This is a genomic window from Cupriavidus pauculus (genome assembly GCF_003854935.1).
In the GTDB taxonomy this organism is placed as follows: domain Bacteria; phylum Pseudomonadota; class Gammaproteobacteria; order Burkholderiales; family Burkholderiaceae; genus Cupriavidus; species Cupriavidus pauculus_C.
Genome location: NZ_CP033969.1, coordinates 724513 through 740964 on the forward strand (window position 1 = coordinate 724513; position 16452 = coordinate 740964).

The 16452-nt window shown below is 67.7% G+C and carries 17 protein-coding genes; 3 read left to right on the forward strand and 14 right to left on the reverse strand.

From position 1 onward, the window contains the following. The first annotated feature begins 16 nt into the window (after positions 1 to 16). Both EHF44_RS05055 and EHF44_RS05060 read left to right on the forward strand, forming a co-directional pair. The gene (locus tag EHF44_RS05055; protein ID WP_124682741.1) at positions 17 to 715 is read left to right on the forward strand and encodes an ABC-type transport auxiliary lipoprotein family protein; all 699 of its coding nucleotides are present in this window, start codon (positions 17 to 19) and stop codon (positions 713 to 715) included. Positions 716 to 764: 49 nt separating this feature from the next. After that, positions 765 to 2051 (forward strand): VanZ family protein, encoded by a 1287-nt coding sequence (locus EHF44_RS05060; protein WP_124682742.1) that lies wholly within the window; start codon positions 765 to 767, stop codon positions 2049 to 2051. A gap of 12 nt (positions 2052 to 2063) precedes the next feature. On the opposite strand, the gene EHF44_RS05065 is transcribed toward EHF44_RS05060, so the two are convergent. From EHF44_RS05065 to EHF44_RS05120, 12 genes are all read right to left on the reverse strand, one after another. Then, on the reverse strand, positions 2064 to 2963 hold the full coding sequence (locus tag EHF44_RS05065; protein WP_124682743.1) for a T6SS immunity protein Tli4 family protein: 900 nt from the start codon (positions 2961 to 2963) through the stop codon (positions 2064 to 2066). After that, entirely contained in the window at positions 2963 to 3874 is a 912-nt protein-coding gene (locus EHF44_RS05070) for a T6SS immunity protein Tli4 family protein (RefSeq protein ID WP_124682744.1), read from the reverse strand. Before EHF44_RS05070 ends, EHF44_RS05065 begins: the two co-directional genes overlap by 1 nt. Next, positions 3871 to 5778: an esterase/lipase family protein gene (locus EHF44_RS05075; protein WP_253699986.1), complete on the reverse strand. Its 1908-nt coding sequence runs from the start codon at positions 5776 to 5778 to the stop codon at positions 3871 to 3873. Before EHF44_RS05075 ends, EHF44_RS05070 begins: the two co-directional genes overlap by 4 nt. Positions 5779 to 5976: 198 nt before the next feature. After that, positions 5977 to 6630, reverse strand: coding sequence for a pyroglutamyl-peptidase I (pcp, locus tag EHF44_RS05080; protein ID WP_124682745.1), 654 nt, complete (start codon positions 6628 to 6630; stop codon positions 5977 to 5979). Between the two features lie 10 nt (positions 6631 to 6640). Continuing rightward, positions 6641 to 7591 carry a DUF979 domain-containing protein gene (locus EHF44_RS05085; RefSeq protein WP_124682746.1) on the reverse strand — a complete coding sequence of 317 codons (951 nt, stop codon included), beginning with the start codon at positions 7589 to 7591 and terminating at the stop codon, positions 6641 to 6643. Between the two features lie 3 nt (positions 7592 to 7594). Then, positions 7595 to 8329, reverse strand: a complete 735-nt coding sequence (locus EHF44_RS05090) for a DUF969 domain-containing protein (RefSeq protein ID WP_124682747.1) — start codon at positions 8327 to 8329, stop codon at positions 7595 to 7597. A gap of 54 nt (positions 8330 to 8383) precedes the next feature. Next, positions 8384 to 9121, reverse strand: a complete 738-nt coding sequence (gene pxpA / locus EHF44_RS05095) for a 5-oxoprolinase subunit PxpA (RefSeq protein WP_124682748.1) — start codon at positions 9119 to 9121, stop codon at positions 8384 to 8386. A gap of 35 nt (positions 9122 to 9156) precedes the next feature. Beyond that, positions 9157 to 10176 carry a biotin-dependent carboxyltransferase family protein gene (locus tag EHF44_RS05100; protein ID WP_124682749.1) on the reverse strand — a complete coding sequence of 340 codons (1020 nt, stop codon included), beginning with the start codon at positions 10174 to 10176 and terminating at the stop codon, positions 9157 to 9159. Next, on the reverse strand, positions 10173 to 10823 hold the full coding sequence (gene pxpB, locus EHF44_RS05105) for a 5-oxoprolinase subunit PxpB (RefSeq protein ID WP_124682750.1): 651 nt from the start codon (positions 10821 to 10823) through the stop codon (positions 10173 to 10175). Before pxpB ends, EHF44_RS05100 begins: the two co-directional genes overlap by 4 nt. A 353-nt stretch (positions 10824 to 11176) precedes the next feature. Next, positions 11177 to 12184, reverse strand: a complete 1008-nt coding sequence (gene lipA / locus EHF44_RS05110) for a lipoyl synthase (protein ID WP_124682751.1) — start codon at positions 12182 to 12184, stop codon at positions 11177 to 11179. A gap of 64 nt (positions 12185 to 12248) precedes the next feature. Further along, complete coding sequence (gene lipB / locus EHF44_RS05115; RefSeq protein WP_124682752.1) at positions 12249 to 12971, reverse strand: lipoyl(octanoyl) transferase LipB; 723 nt, start codon at positions 12969 to 12971, stop codon at positions 12249 to 12251. A 163-nt stretch (positions 12972 to 13134) separates the two neighbouring features. Beyond that, the gene (locus EHF44_RS05120) at positions 13135 to 13503 is read right to left on the reverse strand and encodes a DUF2917 domain-containing protein (RefSeq protein ID WP_124682753.1); all 369 of its coding nucleotides are present in this window, start codon (positions 13501 to 13503) and stop codon (positions 13135 to 13137) included. A 192-nt stretch (positions 13504 to 13695) separates the two neighbouring features. Between EHF44_RS05120 and EHF44_RS05125 the strand changes: the two genes are divergently transcribed. Further along, positions 13696 to 14652: a transcriptional regulator GcvA gene (locus tag EHF44_RS05125; RefSeq protein WP_124682754.1), complete on the forward strand. Its 957-nt coding sequence runs from the start codon at positions 13696 to 13698 to the stop codon at positions 14650 to 14652. 9 nt (positions 14653 to 14661) lie between these two features. Here the strand turns inward: EHF44_RS05125 and EHF44_RS05130 are convergent, their stop codons facing one another. Both EHF44_RS05130 and EHF44_RS05135 read right to left on the reverse strand, forming a co-directional pair. Further along, a complete protein-coding gene (locus EHF44_RS05130; protein ID WP_124682755.1) occupies positions 14662 to 15723 on the reverse strand; it encodes a tyrosine recombinase XerC in 1062 nt (353 codons plus the stop codon). Positions 15724 to 15753: 30 nt separating this feature from the next. Next, positions 15754 to 16425: a DUF484 family protein gene (locus tag EHF44_RS05135; protein WP_124682756.1), complete on the reverse strand. Its 672-nt coding sequence runs from the start codon at positions 16423 to 16425 to the stop codon at positions 15754 to 15756. Positions 16426 to 16452: the final 27 nt, after the last annotated feature.

The following is a 16452-nucleotide window of genomic DNA, read 5'->3' on the forward strand; positions in this document are numbered from 1 at the left end:
TCGACGGGAATCCTCCATGAGAACCGCTTCCGCCCTTGCCACGCTGGCCCTGCTTCTTGTCCTGTCCGGCTGCAGCGTGCTGTCGCCGTCCAAGCCGAGCACCACTTTCGATCTTGGCCCGCTGGCCGCTGCGCCGTCCCAGCCGCCCGCACGGCTGCCCAAGCTGCGCGTGGCGCAGACCGACGGCCCGACGTGGATGGACGGGCGCGGCATCTACTACCGGCTCCAGTACACGCAGGCGCAGCGGCTGCAGTCGTATTCGACGCAGCGCTGGGTCGACGCGCCGACGCGGCTGTTCGACGACCGCCTGCGCGACGCGGTGTCGTCGCGCGGCGAACTGACCTGGTACGGCGACACCAGCGTGCCGGCGATCAAGGTGGACCTGCTTGGCTTCGAACAGGTCTTCGATTCCGCCACCAGCAGCCGCGGCGTGGTGCGCGCCCGGGCCACCGTGTTCCATCGGGGGCTGATCGGCCAGAAGACGTTCGTGGCCGAGCAGCCGGCGCCCAGCGCGGACGGCGCGGGCGGCGTCAAGGCGCTGTCGGCCGGCAGCGACGCGGTGATCGCGGCAATCCTGGACTGGGCCGCCACGCTGCCGCTGGAGGCCGCCGCCGCGAGCGGCCCGGCCCAGCTTCCGCGCGAGAATCCGCCCGGCCGGGACACGGTACCGCTGTCGCCGGACGCCACGCCCAAGCCCAACCCGCCGCGCCAGTGAGGCGCGGAGCGCCTATAGTGCGACTGAGGTCACAAGGTTTCCCGTAGTCATGACCACGGTCAATCCACCCCCGCCTGCCCCGCCGCAGACCCCGGTACAGCCCGAACTGGACGGCTGGCTGCCCCGCCATTCGCCGCTGGCGCGCGTGGGGCTGGTCTGCTTCACGCTGCTGGTGGCGTACGCCAGCCTCTATCCGTTCTCCGGATGGGTCAACAACGGCATCTCGCCGTTCGCGTTCCTGACCGCGCCCAAGCCGCGCTACATCACCGATTTCGACCTGCTGACCAACGTCATCGGCTATTGCCCGTTCGGTGCGCTGGTGGTGCTGTCGCTGCATCCGCGCGTATCCGGCGCGCGCGCGACGCTGATCGCGCTGATCGCCGGCGCGCTGCTGTCGTCGGTCATGGAGGCGCTGCAGACGTGGCTGCCCACGCGCATCCCGTCGAACATCGACCTGATCACCAACGCGCTGGGCGCCATGCTGGGCGCCGCCGTGGTGGCACCGTTCACCGGCGCACTGATCGACCGGGGCACGCTGACGCGGCTGCGGCTGGCGTGGTTCGAGCCCCACGCCAGCTTTGCCATCGTGCTGATCGTGCTGTGGCCGTTCGCGCAGATCTTTCCGCAGGAGCACCTGTTCGGCATGGGCGGCATCGTGCGCGAATGGCTGACCGATCCCGATTCCTGGCCGATGGCCTGGGTGCAGGCGTACTTTCCGGCGCTGGTGGCGTGGCAGGACAGCATCAACCTGCGGCCCGACGACCTGCAGAACCAGTTGCTGCTGGAAACGCTGGTGACGGCGTCGAGCTGGATCGGCACGGGCCTGTTCGCGTCCGTGGCAATGCGCCGCTCCGCGCCGATGCTGCGCATCCTGGCCGGCCTGCTGGCCGCCGCGCTGATCATCAAGGCATGCGTGGCCGAGCTCCAGTTCCCCGACGACAACGCATTCAACTGGCTCTCCGAAGGCGGACGCTTTGCGCTGCTGACCAGCTCGCTGGTGCTGGTCCTGCTGCTGCGCCTGCCCCGCTGGCTGCGCGCCGTACTGGCCGTGGTGGCGCTGGTCGGCCTGGTCGTGCTGACCAACATCCTGCCGCCCAACCCGTACGCGTGGATCTCCGAACAGGGCTGGCGCATGGGCCGCTTCGTGCACTTCAACAGCCTCGCCCAATGGCTGGGCTGGCTATGGCCGTTCCTGGCGTTCTTCTACGTGGTCTGGCGCTTCGAGCAAATCACGCTGCGCCGCCGCCTGCAGAAACGCGCCCAGCGCCGCGCAACGGCAAGAGCCGTGGCGGCGGCGACCGAGGGACGGCGCGAGAGCAATCGACCGCAATCCTGAGCAGTCGCACGGTCACACCGCACCCGGCCGCAGCCGAATCGAATCGACGAGCCGGTCCCAAAGCTCCAGCGCTTCCGCGTCGTCGGCAAAGGAAGTTTCGTTGGTGGTGTAGTCGCTCTCCGTGACGTTCATGGAGACGTTGATGTGGGGGGCGCCCAACTCGTACGCCTTACCCGGCGACTCCCACTTGAAGGCGTAATGTCGTTTGCCAGCTTCGGTCCCCGCCACCAGGATTTCGTGGGCCGCAATCGGTCCCACATCGTGCGCCTGATTGCGCAGCTGGTGCATGCCGGCGACGGATCGCAGCAAGCTTGGCAATATCCCGCCAGCTCGCTCTCGCAGTCCGGGGCGATCCACGCTTCGCGCGTAGGTGGCGATGCGGAGGGCGACGTCGGGCTTTCCGGCAAGGCGGATGGCTAGGGTCCAGCTTTCGGGGTTGTAAAGCGTCCTCGCCAACATCACGTTTCGCGCAATGTATCCCGCCTCGTCAGGAATTGCTTCGTCTTCGATCAGTTGCCAGAAACGGCCTCGCTCTTCCTCAGCACGTAGCACAGCCTCGCGCAGGTCGTCGGTCACCTCGCCGGAGTAAATGACCGTCTGAGTTCCAACCCGATAAAACGTCTCAAAAAGAAAAACGTACATGCTGGTTGGCTTGCGCCAAGAAACCAGTGTTACCCCGCCGTTTGCATGCTGCACACGCTGGACAAACAGCGTGTGGTGCGTGTCGTGCCTGGACGTTCGCAACACCCGTTCGCGTTCGTCGATCATCATGGCGTATTCCGCATCAGTCCTGATTTCATCTGCCAGCTTGATGGGCGCATCGTTGTACCTCCACTGCGGGATGACGGTTGCAGTGTCAGGCACGTCGACCAGATGGCGACCGATTGCGATGGTCTTCCAGACCTGCATCATCACTCCCCCGGCCCCACGGCACCCGGCCGCAGCCGAATCGAGTCGACAAGCCGATCCCAGATCTCCAACGCTTCCGCGTCGTCGGCAAAGGAGGCTTCGTTGGTGGTGTAGTCGCTCTCCGTCACGTTCATGGAGACGTTGATATGGGGGTCGCCCAGCTCGTACGCCTTACCCGGCGACTCCCACTTGAAGGCGTAATGTCGCTTGCCAGCTTCGGTCCCCGCCACCAGGATTTCGTGACCCACAATCGGCCCTACATCACGCGCTTGGTTGCGCAACTGATGCATGCCGGCGAAGGATCGCAGCAAGCTTGGCAATATCCCGCCTGCCCGCTCTCGCAACCCGGGGCGGTCCACGCTTCGCGCGTAGGTGGCGATGCGCAGAGCAACGTCGGGCTTGCCGGCAAGGCGGATGGCTAGGGTCCAGCTTTCCCGGTTATAGAAATCTCGCACTAGCACCACATTGCGTGCGACGAATCCGATGCCCTCCGGTATTGCAGTGTCGACAGAGGGCTGCCAACATTGGCTTAGCGCATTATTCGTACGCAATGCCGAATCGCGGCGAGTGTCGGTGACTTCACCGGAGTAAAAGACGGTCTGTTCGCCGACGCGAAAGTAGGTTTCAAAGAGATACACATAGGTATAGGACGGCTTGGGCCATGAAATTAGCGTCACCGCCCGGTTCTCATGCTGAACGCGTTCCACGAACAACGTGCCGAACTTGTTGTGCTTGGCGGCCCGCAATACGCGTTCGCGCTCGTTCACCATGTCGTCGTACTTCACGTCGGTCCGGACGTCATCGACAAGAGTGATGGGTACTGCGTTGTACTTCCACTGTGGGATAACAGTAGCGGTGTCGGGCACGTCGACCAGATGACGACCGATCGCGATGGTCTTCCAACTTTGAGTCATGCAGATTGCTCCTTGTCTGACGGATACCAGTCTGCCCGTTGGGCGATCTTGATGATGGCGTACAGCGTGGCGAAAAGAGCGCGCTCGTCGTTGTAGCTATCCTGATGGTCATAGCAAAACTTAGCGTTGTGGTGACCGGGATTCTCGTGACCGTGCGCGAACGACATGACGACCCCTGGCTTCCCGGCGGGCGCCGCGCCGGATTCCACCGGTACCGTTCCATCGCCTGGCGACTGTGGCGCCGCAATTTGCATCCACAAACCGTTGCTGGTCCGAACTCGTCCGTTTCCGTCGTCGGCGACAATGCGTACAGTGTCTGGGTTTATTGCGCCTACGTCACGGGCTTCCCAGCAGACATGGCCCCATGCACACCTGTCAGTGGCGGCCATCAGGCCCGTCCCAAACAAGCCTCCCTGATCGAGTTCCTCGTTTCGCTTGCCCTGCGCACCAAAGTGGACATACGTCGGGTCTTTGTAACGATCCTTCACATCGGTGTGGAATGCTTGCACTTCGTTAAGCCGTTGGTGAAGATTTCTTCTTTCCTCTCCCCATTCGTCTTCGACCTTCTTTGGGACATGACCCGGCTCAGATCTCGCCCGCCTTCCCAACAACAACATCCCCTCGTTATGCTCGGGCACCAGCCCATACCAGGCCGACGTCTGATAGATCTCCGAGTACGGGTCACCGTGCTGGGGCAGCGCCAGCACCGGCGGATGTTGGGCTCCCTGCCCTACCTTTCGCTCTCGCACGAAGAGCCATGGCTTTCCGTCGTTGTAGTCGGCTGTCGGCAGCAGTTCCAGCGCGCCGGGTGATTGCGCGGATACGGCCGTCACCTCTGCCGCGTTGCTGCCCAGGATGATCTGTTCCTTGCCTTCGAAGCCGGCCCGCATTCGCTTGTACGCGGCCGGTGCGCCGGTTGCCGGCTGTACGCCGTGCGAGACGCCCAGTACCTTGTCGCAGCCGTGGATTTCGGTCAGGGCGCGGCTCACCAGGCCGCCCATCGAGTGCGTGACGATGATCACCTTCTCCGCCACCACGCGTGATGGCCGCCTGCGGACCATCGTCGCTTCGTCCTTGCCCTTGCCGTCGGGGGTGCCGGTGACCCGGATCGTGCGGCCCTGGTTGTAGAACGGGAGCATCTGGTTTTCGATGAAGTCCTTGATCTGCTGGCCCGAATCGCGATTGCTCTGGATCCAGTTGTAGCCACCGGCCCAGACGTCGAACTTGTACCGCGCCGCGTGCAGGATTTCCTCGCGCGTCAGCGGCTCGCCGGTCTCGCTGCCCCAGTCGGTGGGCGATTCCGCGCCGGTCTCGTGGGCCCATTCCTTGAAGTCCACCTCGTTGCGCTCGAAGTCATACAAGGCCAGGTTGTTCAGGTAGAACTCCAGTTTGGCCATGAACGGGTGGTAGCTGGACCGCATCAGCGCGCCCCAGCCGCGCGCCTTGAGTACGTTCTTTGGCAGGCCGCTCCTGCCGGCGTCGATGGGGCCGCTGGGGTCCACCTCCACCCGGTCCATGGCCAGGGTGTCAGCCCGTTCCTCGGCTGACGTGAAGGCGTAGACGATCAACTGCAGGAAGGCGTTCGGCAGTCCCACGAGGTCGGTGTTGGGCGGGCGCCAGGCCTTGCTGCCGTCGGTCTTGTTGCGCAGGTTGGTGCCCATGATGCCGGGCAGGAACAGCAAGGGGATGATGCATGGCTTGAGGAGGACGATCTTCTCGATGTTCTCCTCGACGGGGCTCATCGTCGAGACGGTGTACGGCTGGCCGTCGTCGTCGATGAGCGTGGGCGGGATGACGATCCTCGGCGGGCTCATATCGCGCCCCGCACCGGACGACCAGCATGGCGGCTGGCTGACTGAAAGCGCATTGACCTGCGGCGTCTCCCGACTTTCCACATGTTGCACGGCTCCATTCGACGTGGCATGCCCGACGCATGCACATGGCGCCTCACACTACGTGAGCCGATACGGGCCAGCTTTGGCTTAGGTCAAGGACGACTTGCCGACGCGGAGCCCTCGCGCGGGCCGCGTAACCACAAGGCGAACAGCCCTTCGGCCGTGCAGGCGGAAGGGCTTCGGAAAAGGCCTAGGGAGAGTCAGCGCCTAATGCAGCTGCCCGCCCTGCTCGCGGATATCGGTCTCGGTCGACAGCGTCGTCGCCACCGCCACGCGCAGGCCGGCGATCAGCGTGTCCAGGGCCAGGCTCGGTGCGCCGGGATGGCGGGCGGCCTGCTCAGGCAGGTAGGGGATATGGATGAAGCCGCCGCGCACGCCGCTCAGGCCGCGCTGGGCCAGCGTGTGCATCAGGCCGTAGAACACGTGGTTGCAGACGAACGTGCCGGCCGTCTGCGACACCATGGCCGGCACGCCGGCCGCGCGCAGGTCGCGGACGATGGCCTTGATGGGCAGCGTGGAGAAGTAGGCGGCGGGGCCGTCGGGGGCGATGGCGAGGTCCACGGGTTGCGCGCCCGCGTTGTCGGCGATGCGCGCGTCGTCCACGTTGATGCCGACCCGCTCGATCGACAGTTCCGTGCGCCCCCCCGCCTGGCCCACGGCGATCACCACGTCCGGTTGCAGCGACGCCACCAGCCCGGCCATCGCGTCGATGGCCTTGCCGAACACGCACGGCAACTGCCGCGCCACCGCCACGGCGTCGCCGATGCGCGCGCCGTCCAGCGCCCGCACCGCTTCCCATGACGGATTGATCGGCTCCTGCTCGAACGGCTCGAAGCCGGTCAGTAGAACGGTACGGGGCATGGTGGTTTCCTTACATCAGGAAGTAGAGCAGGAAAATGTTGGCCACGAGGATGGCCACCGCCGACGGCACCTGCGCGCGGATCACGGCGTTTTTGTCGTCCAGTTCCAGCAGCGCGGCGGGCACGATGTTGAAGTTGGCCGCCATCGGCGTCATCAGCGTGCCGCAGTAGCCCGAGAACATGCCGATGGCCGCCATCACCGCCGGGTTGGCGCCGAACACGCCCACCAGGATCGGCACGCCCACGCCGCCGGTCATGACCGGGAAGGCCGCGAAGCCGTTGCCCATGATGATCGTGAACAGTGCCATGCCCACGCAGTACACCGCCACGGCCACGAGCTTGAAGTCCATGTTGATGTACGACGTGGTCAGGTGCGCCACGGCCTTGCCCACGCCCGCGTCGGCAAACACCAGGCCCAGCATGGCCAGCATCTGCGGCAACACCAGCGCCCAGCCCAGCGACTCGATCAGCCGGCGCGACTCGCGCATGCCCTGCGTGACGGTGTCGCGCGTCAGCCAGCAAACCACGAACAGCGACACCAGGCAGCCGATGCCCAGCGACACGAACGTCACGTTCTTGGGATCGAGCAGCGGCAGCCCGGCGATCTTCACGTCCTTGAACAGCACCGTGCCAAGCACCGTGATCAGCGGAATCAGCAGCGCCGGGATGAACAGCCGGTTGCCCAGGCGCCGCGCGCTGGCACGCCGCTCGGCTTCGGGCAGCGTGCCGTGCTTGCCGATGCCCACGCCGCCAAACCCGGCGATCAGCGCCATCACCACCGCGGCCACGCCCACGATGGCCGGCGGGATCTTGTCGCCGACGAGAAAGATGACCGCGTAGAGCAGCCAGAACAGGCCCGTGGACAGCCGGCGCGGATGCGCCTTGTCCGTGAACGTCATCAGCGCCGTGATCAGCAGGACAAGGCCGGCCAGCCAGTACAGGTATTCGATCGAGACGATCATCGCTCACTCCCCCTTCGCGCCGGCGGTGGCCGGAGTGCCGGCGGCCTGCGGGCCACCGAGTTCGCGCTCCAGCCAGCCGTCCAGCCGCTTCAGGCGCACCGCGTGGATCAGGAACGCGCAGATCGCGGTGGGGATGCCCCACACGGCAATGTGCAGCGGTTCCACGTCGATGTTCGACGACAGCAGGAAGGTGTGCATCAGCGCGATGGCGCCGAACGCCACGAAGATGTCCTCGCCGAAGAACAGGCCCACGTTGTCGGTGGCGGCGCAGAACGCCAGCACGCGCTGGCGCACCGGCTCGGGCAGATGGCCGAAGCGGTTCTCGGCCGCGCCTTCGGCCATCGGGGCCAGTAGCGGCCGCACCATCTGCGGATGGCCGCCCAGGCTGGTCAGGCCCACCGCGGCGGTCAGCTCGCGCACGGCCAGGTAGACGATCAGCAGCCGGCCCACCGTGGCCGACGCGATGCGCGAGATCCACGCCTGCGCGTGCTCGCGCAGCCCGTGGCGCTCCAGCAGGCCGATCACGGCCAGCGGCAGCAGGATGATCAGCGGCAGGTTGCGCGCCTTGACGAACGCGGTGCCGATCGCCGTGAAGATCTGTTCGAGCGGCATCGACGCGGCCAGTCCCGTGACGATGGCGGCTGCCGCCACCACCATCATGGGATTGAACCGCAGGACAAAGCCAAGGATGATGACACCGACCCCCAGCAGGGGCCAAAGGTTGACAGCCGGTTGCATAGGACTTACCTGAGTGCGGAGTGGAGCAAAGCCAGCGCTGGCGGGGTTGGCCCGTCAGTTGGCCCGGATGGCGATGCCTTCCGCGCCGAGCCGTTCCCGGATGCGGCGTGCAAAGGCAAGCGCGTGGGCGCCGTCGCCGTGCAGACACACGGTTTCGGCGCGAATCGGTACCCAGGTGCCGTCGATGGCGCGCACCTGCCGGTCGCGGATCATCGACAGCGTCTGGTTCAGGGCGACGTCCTCGTCGTCGTGCAGCGCGCCGGGCGTGCCACGCCTGACCAGCGTGCCGTCGGGGTTGTAGCCGCGGTCGGCAAAGACCTCTTCCTTCACGCGCAGCCCTGCGTCGCGGGCCATCGTGATCATCTGGCTGTTGGCCAGGCCGAAGAAGACCAGGCTGGCGTCGTAGTCGCGCACGGCGCGGATGATGGCGTCGCACAGCCGGGCATCGCGCACGGCCATGTTGTAGAGCGCCCCGTGCGGCTTCACGTGGGCCAGCCGGCCGCCCTGCGCGCGCACCATGGCGTCGAGCGCGCCGATCTGGTACAGCACGTCGGCGTAGACGGCCTCGGGGTCGCGTTGCATCTCGGTGCGGCCGAAGTTGTCGCGGTCCGGAAAGCTCGGGTGCGCGCCGATGGCCACGTTGTTGTCCAGCGCCCATTTCACGGTCTGCAGCATCGTGGCCGCGTCGCCGGCGTGCCAGCCGCACGCGACGTTGGCGGAACTGATCAGCTTGAGCAGGGCTTCGTCGTTGCCGCAGCCTTCGCCAAGGTCGGCGTTCAGGTCGATTTGCATGGGAACGTTCTCCGGATGGATGGGGGCGGGGGAATTCATGCGACGAACCGCGTGGTGGTGCGGCGGCGCGCGGCAATCTGCATGCCGCCGTCCTGCCAGCGCAGCGCCTGGTCGATCTGGCGCAGGTAGCGGTCCACCTCGGCCTGCGCCGCGGCGGCCTGGTCCAGCGTCACCTGCGCGAACCGCACGGTGGCGCCCAGCGGCACCTGCGCCAGGCGCCACAGGTCGGCGCCAATCACGGTGCCGATCTTCGGGTAGCCGCCCGTGGTCTGCGCGTCGCTCATCAGCGCGATGGGCTGGCCGTTCGGCGGCACCTGCATCACGCCCGGCACCACGCCGTGCGACAGCAGGTCCGCAGACCGCTCGGCGCGGCGCGCCAGCGCGGGGCCTTCCAGCCGCAGGCCCATGCGGTTGCTCTGCGGCGTGATGGTCCAGTCAGCCGACCACAGCGCCTGCTGCGACGCGGGCTCGAAATCGGGATACTCGGGGCCGGGCAGCAGCCGGATGGTCAGCGCGTTGCCCTGGCGGTTGGCCGGCAGCGCCCAGCCCGGCGCGGCCACGCCGACCCAGTCTTGCGGCGCGGCCAGCCCCGGCCGGCCGGCGGGCAGGCGGTCGCCCTCCTTGAGCACGCGGCCTTCAAAGCCGCCGTAGCCGGACTTCAGGTCGGTGCTGCGCGATTGCATGACCAGCGGCACGTCGATGCCGCCGGCCACGCAGAGGTAGGTGCGGGTGCCGCCGCGCGGTGCGGGCAGCGTCAGGGTCTCGCCACGGCGCACGTCGAACGCATGCCAGGACCAGACCGGCACGCCGTCCAGATTGGCGCTGCATTCGGCGCCGGTCAGCGCCACGCGCATGTCGGCGTCGAACCGCAACGCCGCGCGGCCGAGCGTGAATTCGATGGCCGCCGCGTTGGGGTCGTTGCCCAGCAGCCGGTTGCCCACGCGCAGCGCCAGGTCGTCGGCGGCGCCGGAGCGGCCCACGCCAAAGCGCCGGAAGCCCACGCGGCCCAGGTCCTGCACCGACGCCTGCGCGCCGGGTCGGATGATCTCGATCACAGCAGCACCTCCTCGGCAACGAAGCGGACGGTATCGCCCGGCGCGAACAGCGACGGCGGGTCGCGGTCGGCGACGAACAACTGGGCGTCGGTGCGGCCGATCAGCTGCCAGCCACCGGGCAGCACGGCCGGATAGATGCCGGTCTGCTCGCCGCCGATGCCCACGGCCCCGGCCGGCACGGCCAGGCGCGGCTCGCGGCGGCGCGGCGTGGCCAGCTCGGGCGTCAGCCCGCCCATGTAGGCAAAGCCGGGCTGGAAGCCCAGGAAATAGACCACGTACTCGCCCGCCGCATGGCGGCGCACCACTTCCTGCGGCGACAGGCCCGTGTGCGCGGCAACGTCGGCAATGTCGGGGCCGAACTCGCCGCCGTAGCGCACGGGGATCTCCACCAGCTTGCCCGTGGCGTTGCGCGTCTCGCCGGACGCCCAGGCCAGCTTCAGGTTGCGCTCCAGCGCGTCGACGTCGGCGCTGGCGTCGAAGGTCAGTGTCAGGTTGTTCATGCCCGGCACCACGTCCACCACGCCGCGCCAGTCGGCGGCGCGCTCGGCCATCGCCCAGATGCGTCGCTGGACGTCCAGCGACGCGGGCGGCGCCACGCTGTACAGCAGCGCCTGTTCGGCCAGACGGTGAACGGTGCAGTGGGGCATGGACGGGCTCACAGGTTGGATCGGGTTCGGTGCATGCAGTGTAGGCGTCACAGGCACCGCGTTACGGCGTCGTCGGGAATCCCCGCGTGACTCAAGAAAATTTCATCGACGATTTATCGATAAATTCATGGTATCGAAACATGGTCATGCCCGGCACCTCGGGGGAACCCTAGGTCGTTTTGCACGGAAATGCGGCAAACGGCGCCGAAACGGGGAGAAAGCGGCGCGGCGGGCGCCCCCGCTGAAAGGTGGCTGAAAGGCGCGATGCAGACATCCAGCCCCCATCAAGCAAAAAGCCGCGCCCCCGGAGGGACGCGGCTTCTGTGCGGGGCAGGACGGGCCGGAGGGGCCGGTCAGGCAAACCCGGCCTGATGGGCCTGCTGGTCGGCGTGGTACGAACTGCGGACCATGGCACCCACGGCCGCATGGGTGAAGCCCATCTTGTACGCCTCTTCCTCGAACATCTTGAAGGTGTCCGGATGGACGTAGCGCATCACCGGCAGGTGGTGGTTCGACGGCGCCAGGTACTGGCCGATCGTCAGCATGTCGATGTCGTGGGCGCGCATGTCGCGCATGACTTCCAGGATTTCCTCGTCGGTCTCGCCCAGGCCCACCATCAGGCCGGACTTGGTCGGCACGTCCGGGTTGCGGCGCTTGAACTCCTGTAGCAGTTTCAGCGAGTGCGCGTAGTCGGCGCCCGGGCGGGCCTGCTTGTACAGGCGCGGCACCGTTTCCATGTTGTGGTTCATCACGTCGGGCGGCGACACCTGCAGGATGTCCAGCGCCTTGTCCAGGCGGCCGCGGAAGTCCGGCACCAGCACCTCGATGCGCGTGTTCGGCGACAGCTCGCGCGTCTGCGAGATGCAGTCGACGTAATGCTGGGCGCCGCCGTCGCGCAGGTCGTCGCGGTCCACGCTGGTGATCACCACGTAGTTGAGCTTGAGCTGGGCGATGGTGCGGGCCAGGTTGCCGGGCTCGTTCACGTCCAGCGGGTCCGGCCGGCCATGGCCGACGTCGCAGAACGGGCAGCGGCGCGTGCACTTGTCGCCCATGATCATGAACGTGGCCGTGCCCTTGCCAAAGCATTCGCCGATGTTCGGGCAGCTGGCTTCCTCGCAGACGGTGACGAGGTTGTTGGCGCGCAGGATGTCCTTGATCTCGTAGAACCGCGAATTGCCGGTGGCGGCCTTGACGCGGATCCAGTCCGGCTTCTTGAGCTTTTCGGCCGGCACGATCTTGATGGGGATGCGCGCGGTCTTCTCGGCGGACTTCTGCTTCTTCGTGGCGTCGTATTCGGCAGAGCTTTGCGCGGCAGGGCTTTGCGGGGCTTCGCTGGACGTGGCGATCAGGGCGTCGCTCATACTGTTCTCCGCACGCGCAGCCGCGTGCATGTTGGGCGTTGAATCGGGGCGGGGCGTGCCACGGTCAGGCAGCCTCGGCGGCGGCATTTCCGTGGGCCTGCCGCGCGCGCGACTCGCGCGCCGACAGGACCTCGCACAGGGCCGCCGCCAGGCGTCGTGCGATTGCGGGTTGTTGTGCCGCGGTAACGGGCAGCGGGCCGGCATCGTCCGCCGCCGCGAAGGTGGCGCCCGCCGTGGCCATGTCGACTGTTTCCAGCCCGGCATAGCCGCACGGGTTGATGCGCAGGAACGGGCCCAGGTCCATCTGCACGTTCAGGCTGACGCCGTGGTAGCTGCAGCCGTTGCGGATCTTGAGCCCGAGCGCGGCAATCTTGGCGCCCCGGTGGGGTCCGTCGGTCAGATAGATCCCGGGCGCGCCGGCCTTGCGTTCGGCTGCGAGATTATACGCCGCGAGCGTGTCCAGCACGGCCTGCTCGATATCGTGCACCAGCTCGCGCACCATCAGGTGGCGGCGGCGCAGGTCCAGCAGCAGGTAGGCCACGACCTGGCCGGGGCCGTGATAGGTGATCTGTCCGCCACGGTCGATCTGCACGACCGGAATGGCGTCGTCCGGGGCCAGCAGGTGGGCCGGGTCGCCGGCCTGCCCGAGCGTGTAGACGGGAGGATGCTCGACCAGCCAGATCTGGTCGGGCGTCTCGGGCGTGCGGGCCGCGGTGAAGGCCCGCATGGCGTCGAAACAGGGCGCGTACGGCTGGCGGCCCTGGTCGATGACTTGGATCGGATGCATGCCCGAGAGTGTAACGAAAAGGGCCGGGCTGCGCTGGCAGTCCGGCCCTGTGGCGGGTGGTGCTAGGGTGGCGCCAAGGTGCCGCGAAAATCACCTGCGCGGCTGCCCGTCATCGCGCGGCGGCCACACCAGCTTCAGGTGCGGCCGGCTGTCGGCAGCGCGCTCAGGAGGCGTGTACCTTGTCTTTCCCCGGCGTCCATTCGGTGCCTCGAACCAGACGCTTCACGGCGCGGTACACCATGTGCGGCACGTCGGCCAGCGTCAGCACCGGGCGGCGGGCTTCGGCGATCAGGGCCAGCCGCACCGGTCCGCTGGCGCGCGGGTCGACGCTCAGCACGATCTCATCCCCGCGCCGCAGCAGCAGGCTGCCGCCGCAGCGCAGCCAGTAGTCCTCGGAATCGTTCTCGCGGGTCACCCATACGTCCACGCCTTTGGCATCTTCCACGAACAGGCGCTGGGCGGCGTGCACCGACAGCGGTGCCACTTCGCCGGGGTTCAGCGTGAAGACGGTCGTTGTGAGTAGGGCTTTCATGATCGGTTCTCCGTGAGTCCGGGGCCCGGCGCGCGGCCGGCAGGTCCGGAACTGGCTTGGTCATTGGACCAGCACAGTTGGGGGCGCGTGTGGCGGGGTCCGGTGCATTGGATTCTAGGGAGGTCCACGCCACTATCAAAACGATATATATTCTTGGGTCTTGTTAGCTCATCTCACATAGCCGAGGTCATCATGGTCTGGAGCGGCGCCTGGCATCCCGACGAACCCCGTAGCTGGAAACGCGAATTTCCGCGCCTGCCCGCGCTGGCCGCGCTGCGCACGTTCGAGGCCGCCGCACGCCACGAAAGCTTCTCGCGCGCGGCGGCCGAGCTGTTCGTCACCCATGGCGCGGTCAGCCACCAGATCCGCGCGCTGGAGGAGGAACTGGGCCAGCCGCTGTTCGAGCGCCGGGGCAAGCGCGTGATGCTGACCGCCAACGGCCGGCTCTACGCCGAGCGCGTGCGCGACGCCCTGCTGCAGATTGCCGACGCCACGCGCGCGCTGCAGGCCGGCAACCGCGAGAAGCGCCTGACCATCAGCACCATGCCGTCGTTTGCCGCGCGCTGGCTCACGCCGCGCATCGGCAGCTTCATCGAGCAGCACCCCGAGTTCGACGTGGAGTTGCTGTCGTCGAACTCTCTGGTCGACTTTGCCTCGGAGGAGGTGGACGTGGCGCTGCGGATGGGGAGCGGCCAGTATCCGGGCCTGTATGTGGAGCGGCTGCTCGACGACGTGTTCTTTCCGGTCTGCAGCCCGAACTTCAACGGCGGCCGCCTGCCCGAGCAGCCCGCGCACATGGCCGGCATGCCGCTGCTGCGCGGCGAGGGCGATCCGTGGAAACCGTGGTTCGAGGCCGCCGGGCTGACCTGGGCCGAGCCGACCAAGGGCCTGATGATGCAGGATTCGTCGCTGCTGCTGCAGGCCGCCGCCGAGGGCCAGGGCATCGCGCTGATCCGCTCGTCGCTGGCCTATAACGACCTGCTGTCCGGGCGCGTGGTGCGGCTGTTCGACGTGAGCATCCCGTGCCCGTGGCTGCTGCACTTTGTCTGCACGCACGCCAGCCTGGAAACCCCGAAGGTGCAGGCGTTCCGCCAGTGGCTGCTGCCCGAGATGGAGCGCTTTCGGAACATCCTGTCGCAGTGGACCTAGCCGACTGACCTACTCGTCGGCATCCGGCGCCTCGGGTGCCGGCGGCGGCGCGCTGGCGGCGCCCTTGGCGGACCGCCCGGCGCGCGGATGGGCCTGGTCGTAGACCTTGGCCAGGTGCTGGAAATCGAGCGAGGTGTAGACCTGCGTCGTGGCGATGCTGGCGTGGCCGAGCATTTCTTGCACCGCGCGCAGGTCGCCCGACGATTGCAGCAGGTGCGTGGCAAACGAGTGCCGCAGCATGTGGGGATGGACGTTGGTCGGCACGCCGGCCGCCAGCGCCTGTTGCTTGATCCGCGTCTGGATCGTGCTGCCCGACAGCCGCCGGCCGCGCGCGCCCAGGAACAGCGCGTGGGCGTCCTCGGGCAGCGCGCCGGGGCGCAGCAGCGTATCGCGCACCGCCAGCCATGCCCGCAGCGCCTCGATCGCCTTGCTGCCCACCGGCACGGTGCGGCGCCGCGACCCCTTGCCGATCACCGTCACCTCGGCGCCGGCCAGGTCCAGCCAGCCGGCCGAGCGGTAGTCGCCGTCCTCGGTGTAGCGCACGTCTAGCTGGGTCAGTTCGGACAGCCGCAGCCCGCTGGAATAGAACAGTTCGAAGACGGCCTGGTCGCGCGCGGCGTCGGCCGTGTCGCCGCGCCGGTGCGCCACCAGCGCCACCGCGTGCTCCACCGACAGCGCCTTGGGCAACGGCTGCCCGCGCTTGGGCGCGCGCACTCCATCGACGGGATTGGCGGCCACGCCATGCCCATGCCGCGCCGCCCACAGATAGAAGCCGCGCCACGCCGACAGCGCCCGCGCGATGGTCCGGGCCGACAGCCCGCCGCCGTGCAGCCGGGCGGCGAACGACCGGATATGGCGGGTTTCCAGCGCCAGCAGCGGCACGCCGGGCGCCAGCCGCATGGCCGATTCCTGCAGCACGGCCAGGTCGTGGCCGTAGCCGACGAGCGTGTATTCCGAAAGTTTGCGGTTGGTTGCCAGCCAGTCCAGGTAGCGCGCCACGAGCGGATCGGGCGGCGGCTTCGGGGCCGTATCGGCCGCGGCGGGATCTGGCTTGGCCGGACGGCGGGTCATGGCGGGCGAGGTGGCGGGCCGGCAGGCCGCTCAGTCGCGCAGGCGGTTCAGGGCCGCGCCGGCCACCTCGCCAATCTGCGACAGGTAGGCCGTGCCCATGCCTTCGTGGAAGCGGCGCGGCTCGGGCGATCCCAGCACCAGCAGGCCGAACGCCGGGCCGGCGTCCTCCTCGGCCGAGCGGGCCGGCGCGCGCAGCGTCACCATGGCCAGCGACGCGATGTCGTCGCGCTCCAGCAGCCCGGCCGCCTCGAAGCCGCTGTTGGCGCCGCAGTACGGCGCGCGCAGCCCTTCGGCAAACAGGCGCAGGTCGTCGCTGGCGCCCTGGGCCACTTCCATGTGCGCGAACGGCTCGGCCACGTTCCACAGGCGCAGGGCCACGGCCGGCACGTCGAACACCTGCTGCAGGCCGTCCTGCACCGCGTACGGCAGCGCGTGGGAATCGGCCTCGGCCAGCAAGCGCAGTTGCCACGCGTGCATGCGCTGCTGCGTGCGGTCGTTCTCGTGGCCGTGGCGTACCAGGTCGGCCAGCTTCAGCTCCAGGCCCTTGTTCTTCTCGCGCAGGATTTCCATCTGGCGCTCCTGCAGCGACACCGCGCGGTGGCTGTGCGGGCTGGTGAGCTGCACGGTGGCCAGCAGCTCGGCGTGGTCCTCGAAGAACTGGGGGTTGTTCTGCAGGAAAGCGGCAACGTCTTGCGCGTTCATAAGCTTCTACCGGTACGAATTCAGGTT

What these genes read in the sequence shown, in the direction of transcription:
- lipB (WP_124682752.1), bottom strand. Translation starts at nt 12,971, where the DNA reads ATGCATCCGATCCAAGTCATCGACCAGGGCCGCCAGCCGTACGCGCCC.
- EHF44_RS05085 (WP_124682746.1), bottom strand. Translation starts at nt 7,591, where the DNA reads ATGATCGTCTCGATCGAATACCTGTACTGGCTGGCCGGCCTTGTCCTG.
- EHF44_RS05120 (WP_124682753.1), bottom strand. Translation starts at nt 13,503, where the DNA reads ATGAAAGCCCTACTCACAACGACCGTCTTCACGCTGAACCCCGGCGAA.
- EHF44_RS05060 (WP_124682742.1), top strand. Translation starts at nt 765, where the DNA reads ATGACCACGGTCAATCCACCCCCGCCTGCCCCGCCGCAGACCCCGGTA.
- EHF44_RS05070 (WP_124682744.1), bottom strand. Translation starts at nt 3,874, where the DNA reads ATGACTCAAAGTTGGAAGACCATCGCGATCGGTCGTCATCTGGTCGAC.
- EHF44_RS05090 (WP_124682747.1), bottom strand. Translation starts at nt 8,329, where the DNA reads ATGCAACCGGCTGTCAACCTTTGGCCCCTGCTGGGGGTCGGTGTCATC.
- EHF44_RS05130 (WP_124682755.1), bottom strand. Translation starts at nt 15,723, where the DNA reads ATGACCCGCCGTCCGGCCAAGCCAGATCCCGCCGCGGCCGATACGGCC.
- EHF44_RS05125 (WP_124682754.1), top strand. Translation starts at nt 13,696, where the DNA reads ATGGTCTGGAGCGGCGCCTGGCATCCCGACGAACCCCGTAGCTGGAAA.
- lipA (WP_124682751.1), bottom strand. Translation starts at nt 12,184, where the DNA reads ATGAGCGACGCCCTGATCGCCACGTCCAGCGAAGCCCCGCAAAGCCCT.
- pcp (WP_124682745.1), bottom strand. Translation starts at nt 6,630, where the DNA reads ATGCCCCGTACCGTTCTACTGACCGGCTTCGAGCCGTTCGAGCAGGAG.
- EHF44_RS05065 (WP_124682743.1), bottom strand. Translation starts at nt 2,963, where the DNA reads ATGATGCAGGTCTGGAAGACCATCGCAATCGGTCGCCATCTGGTCGAC.
- EHF44_RS05135 (WP_124682756.1), bottom strand. Translation starts at nt 16,425, where the DNA reads ATGAACGCGCAAGACGTTGCCGCTTTCCTGCAGAACAACCCCCAGTTC.
- EHF44_RS05055 (WP_124682741.1), top strand. Translation starts at nt 17, where the DNA reads ATGAGAACCGCTTCCGCCCTTGCCACGCTGGCCCTGCTTCTTGTCCTG.
- pxpB (WP_124682750.1), bottom strand. Translation starts at nt 10,823, where the DNA reads ATGCCCCACTGCACCGTTCACCGTCTGGCCGAACAGGCGCTGCTGTAC.
- pxpA (WP_124682748.1), bottom strand. Translation starts at nt 9,121, where the DNA reads ATGCAAATCGACCTGAACGCCGACCTTGGCGAAGGCTGCGGCAACGAC.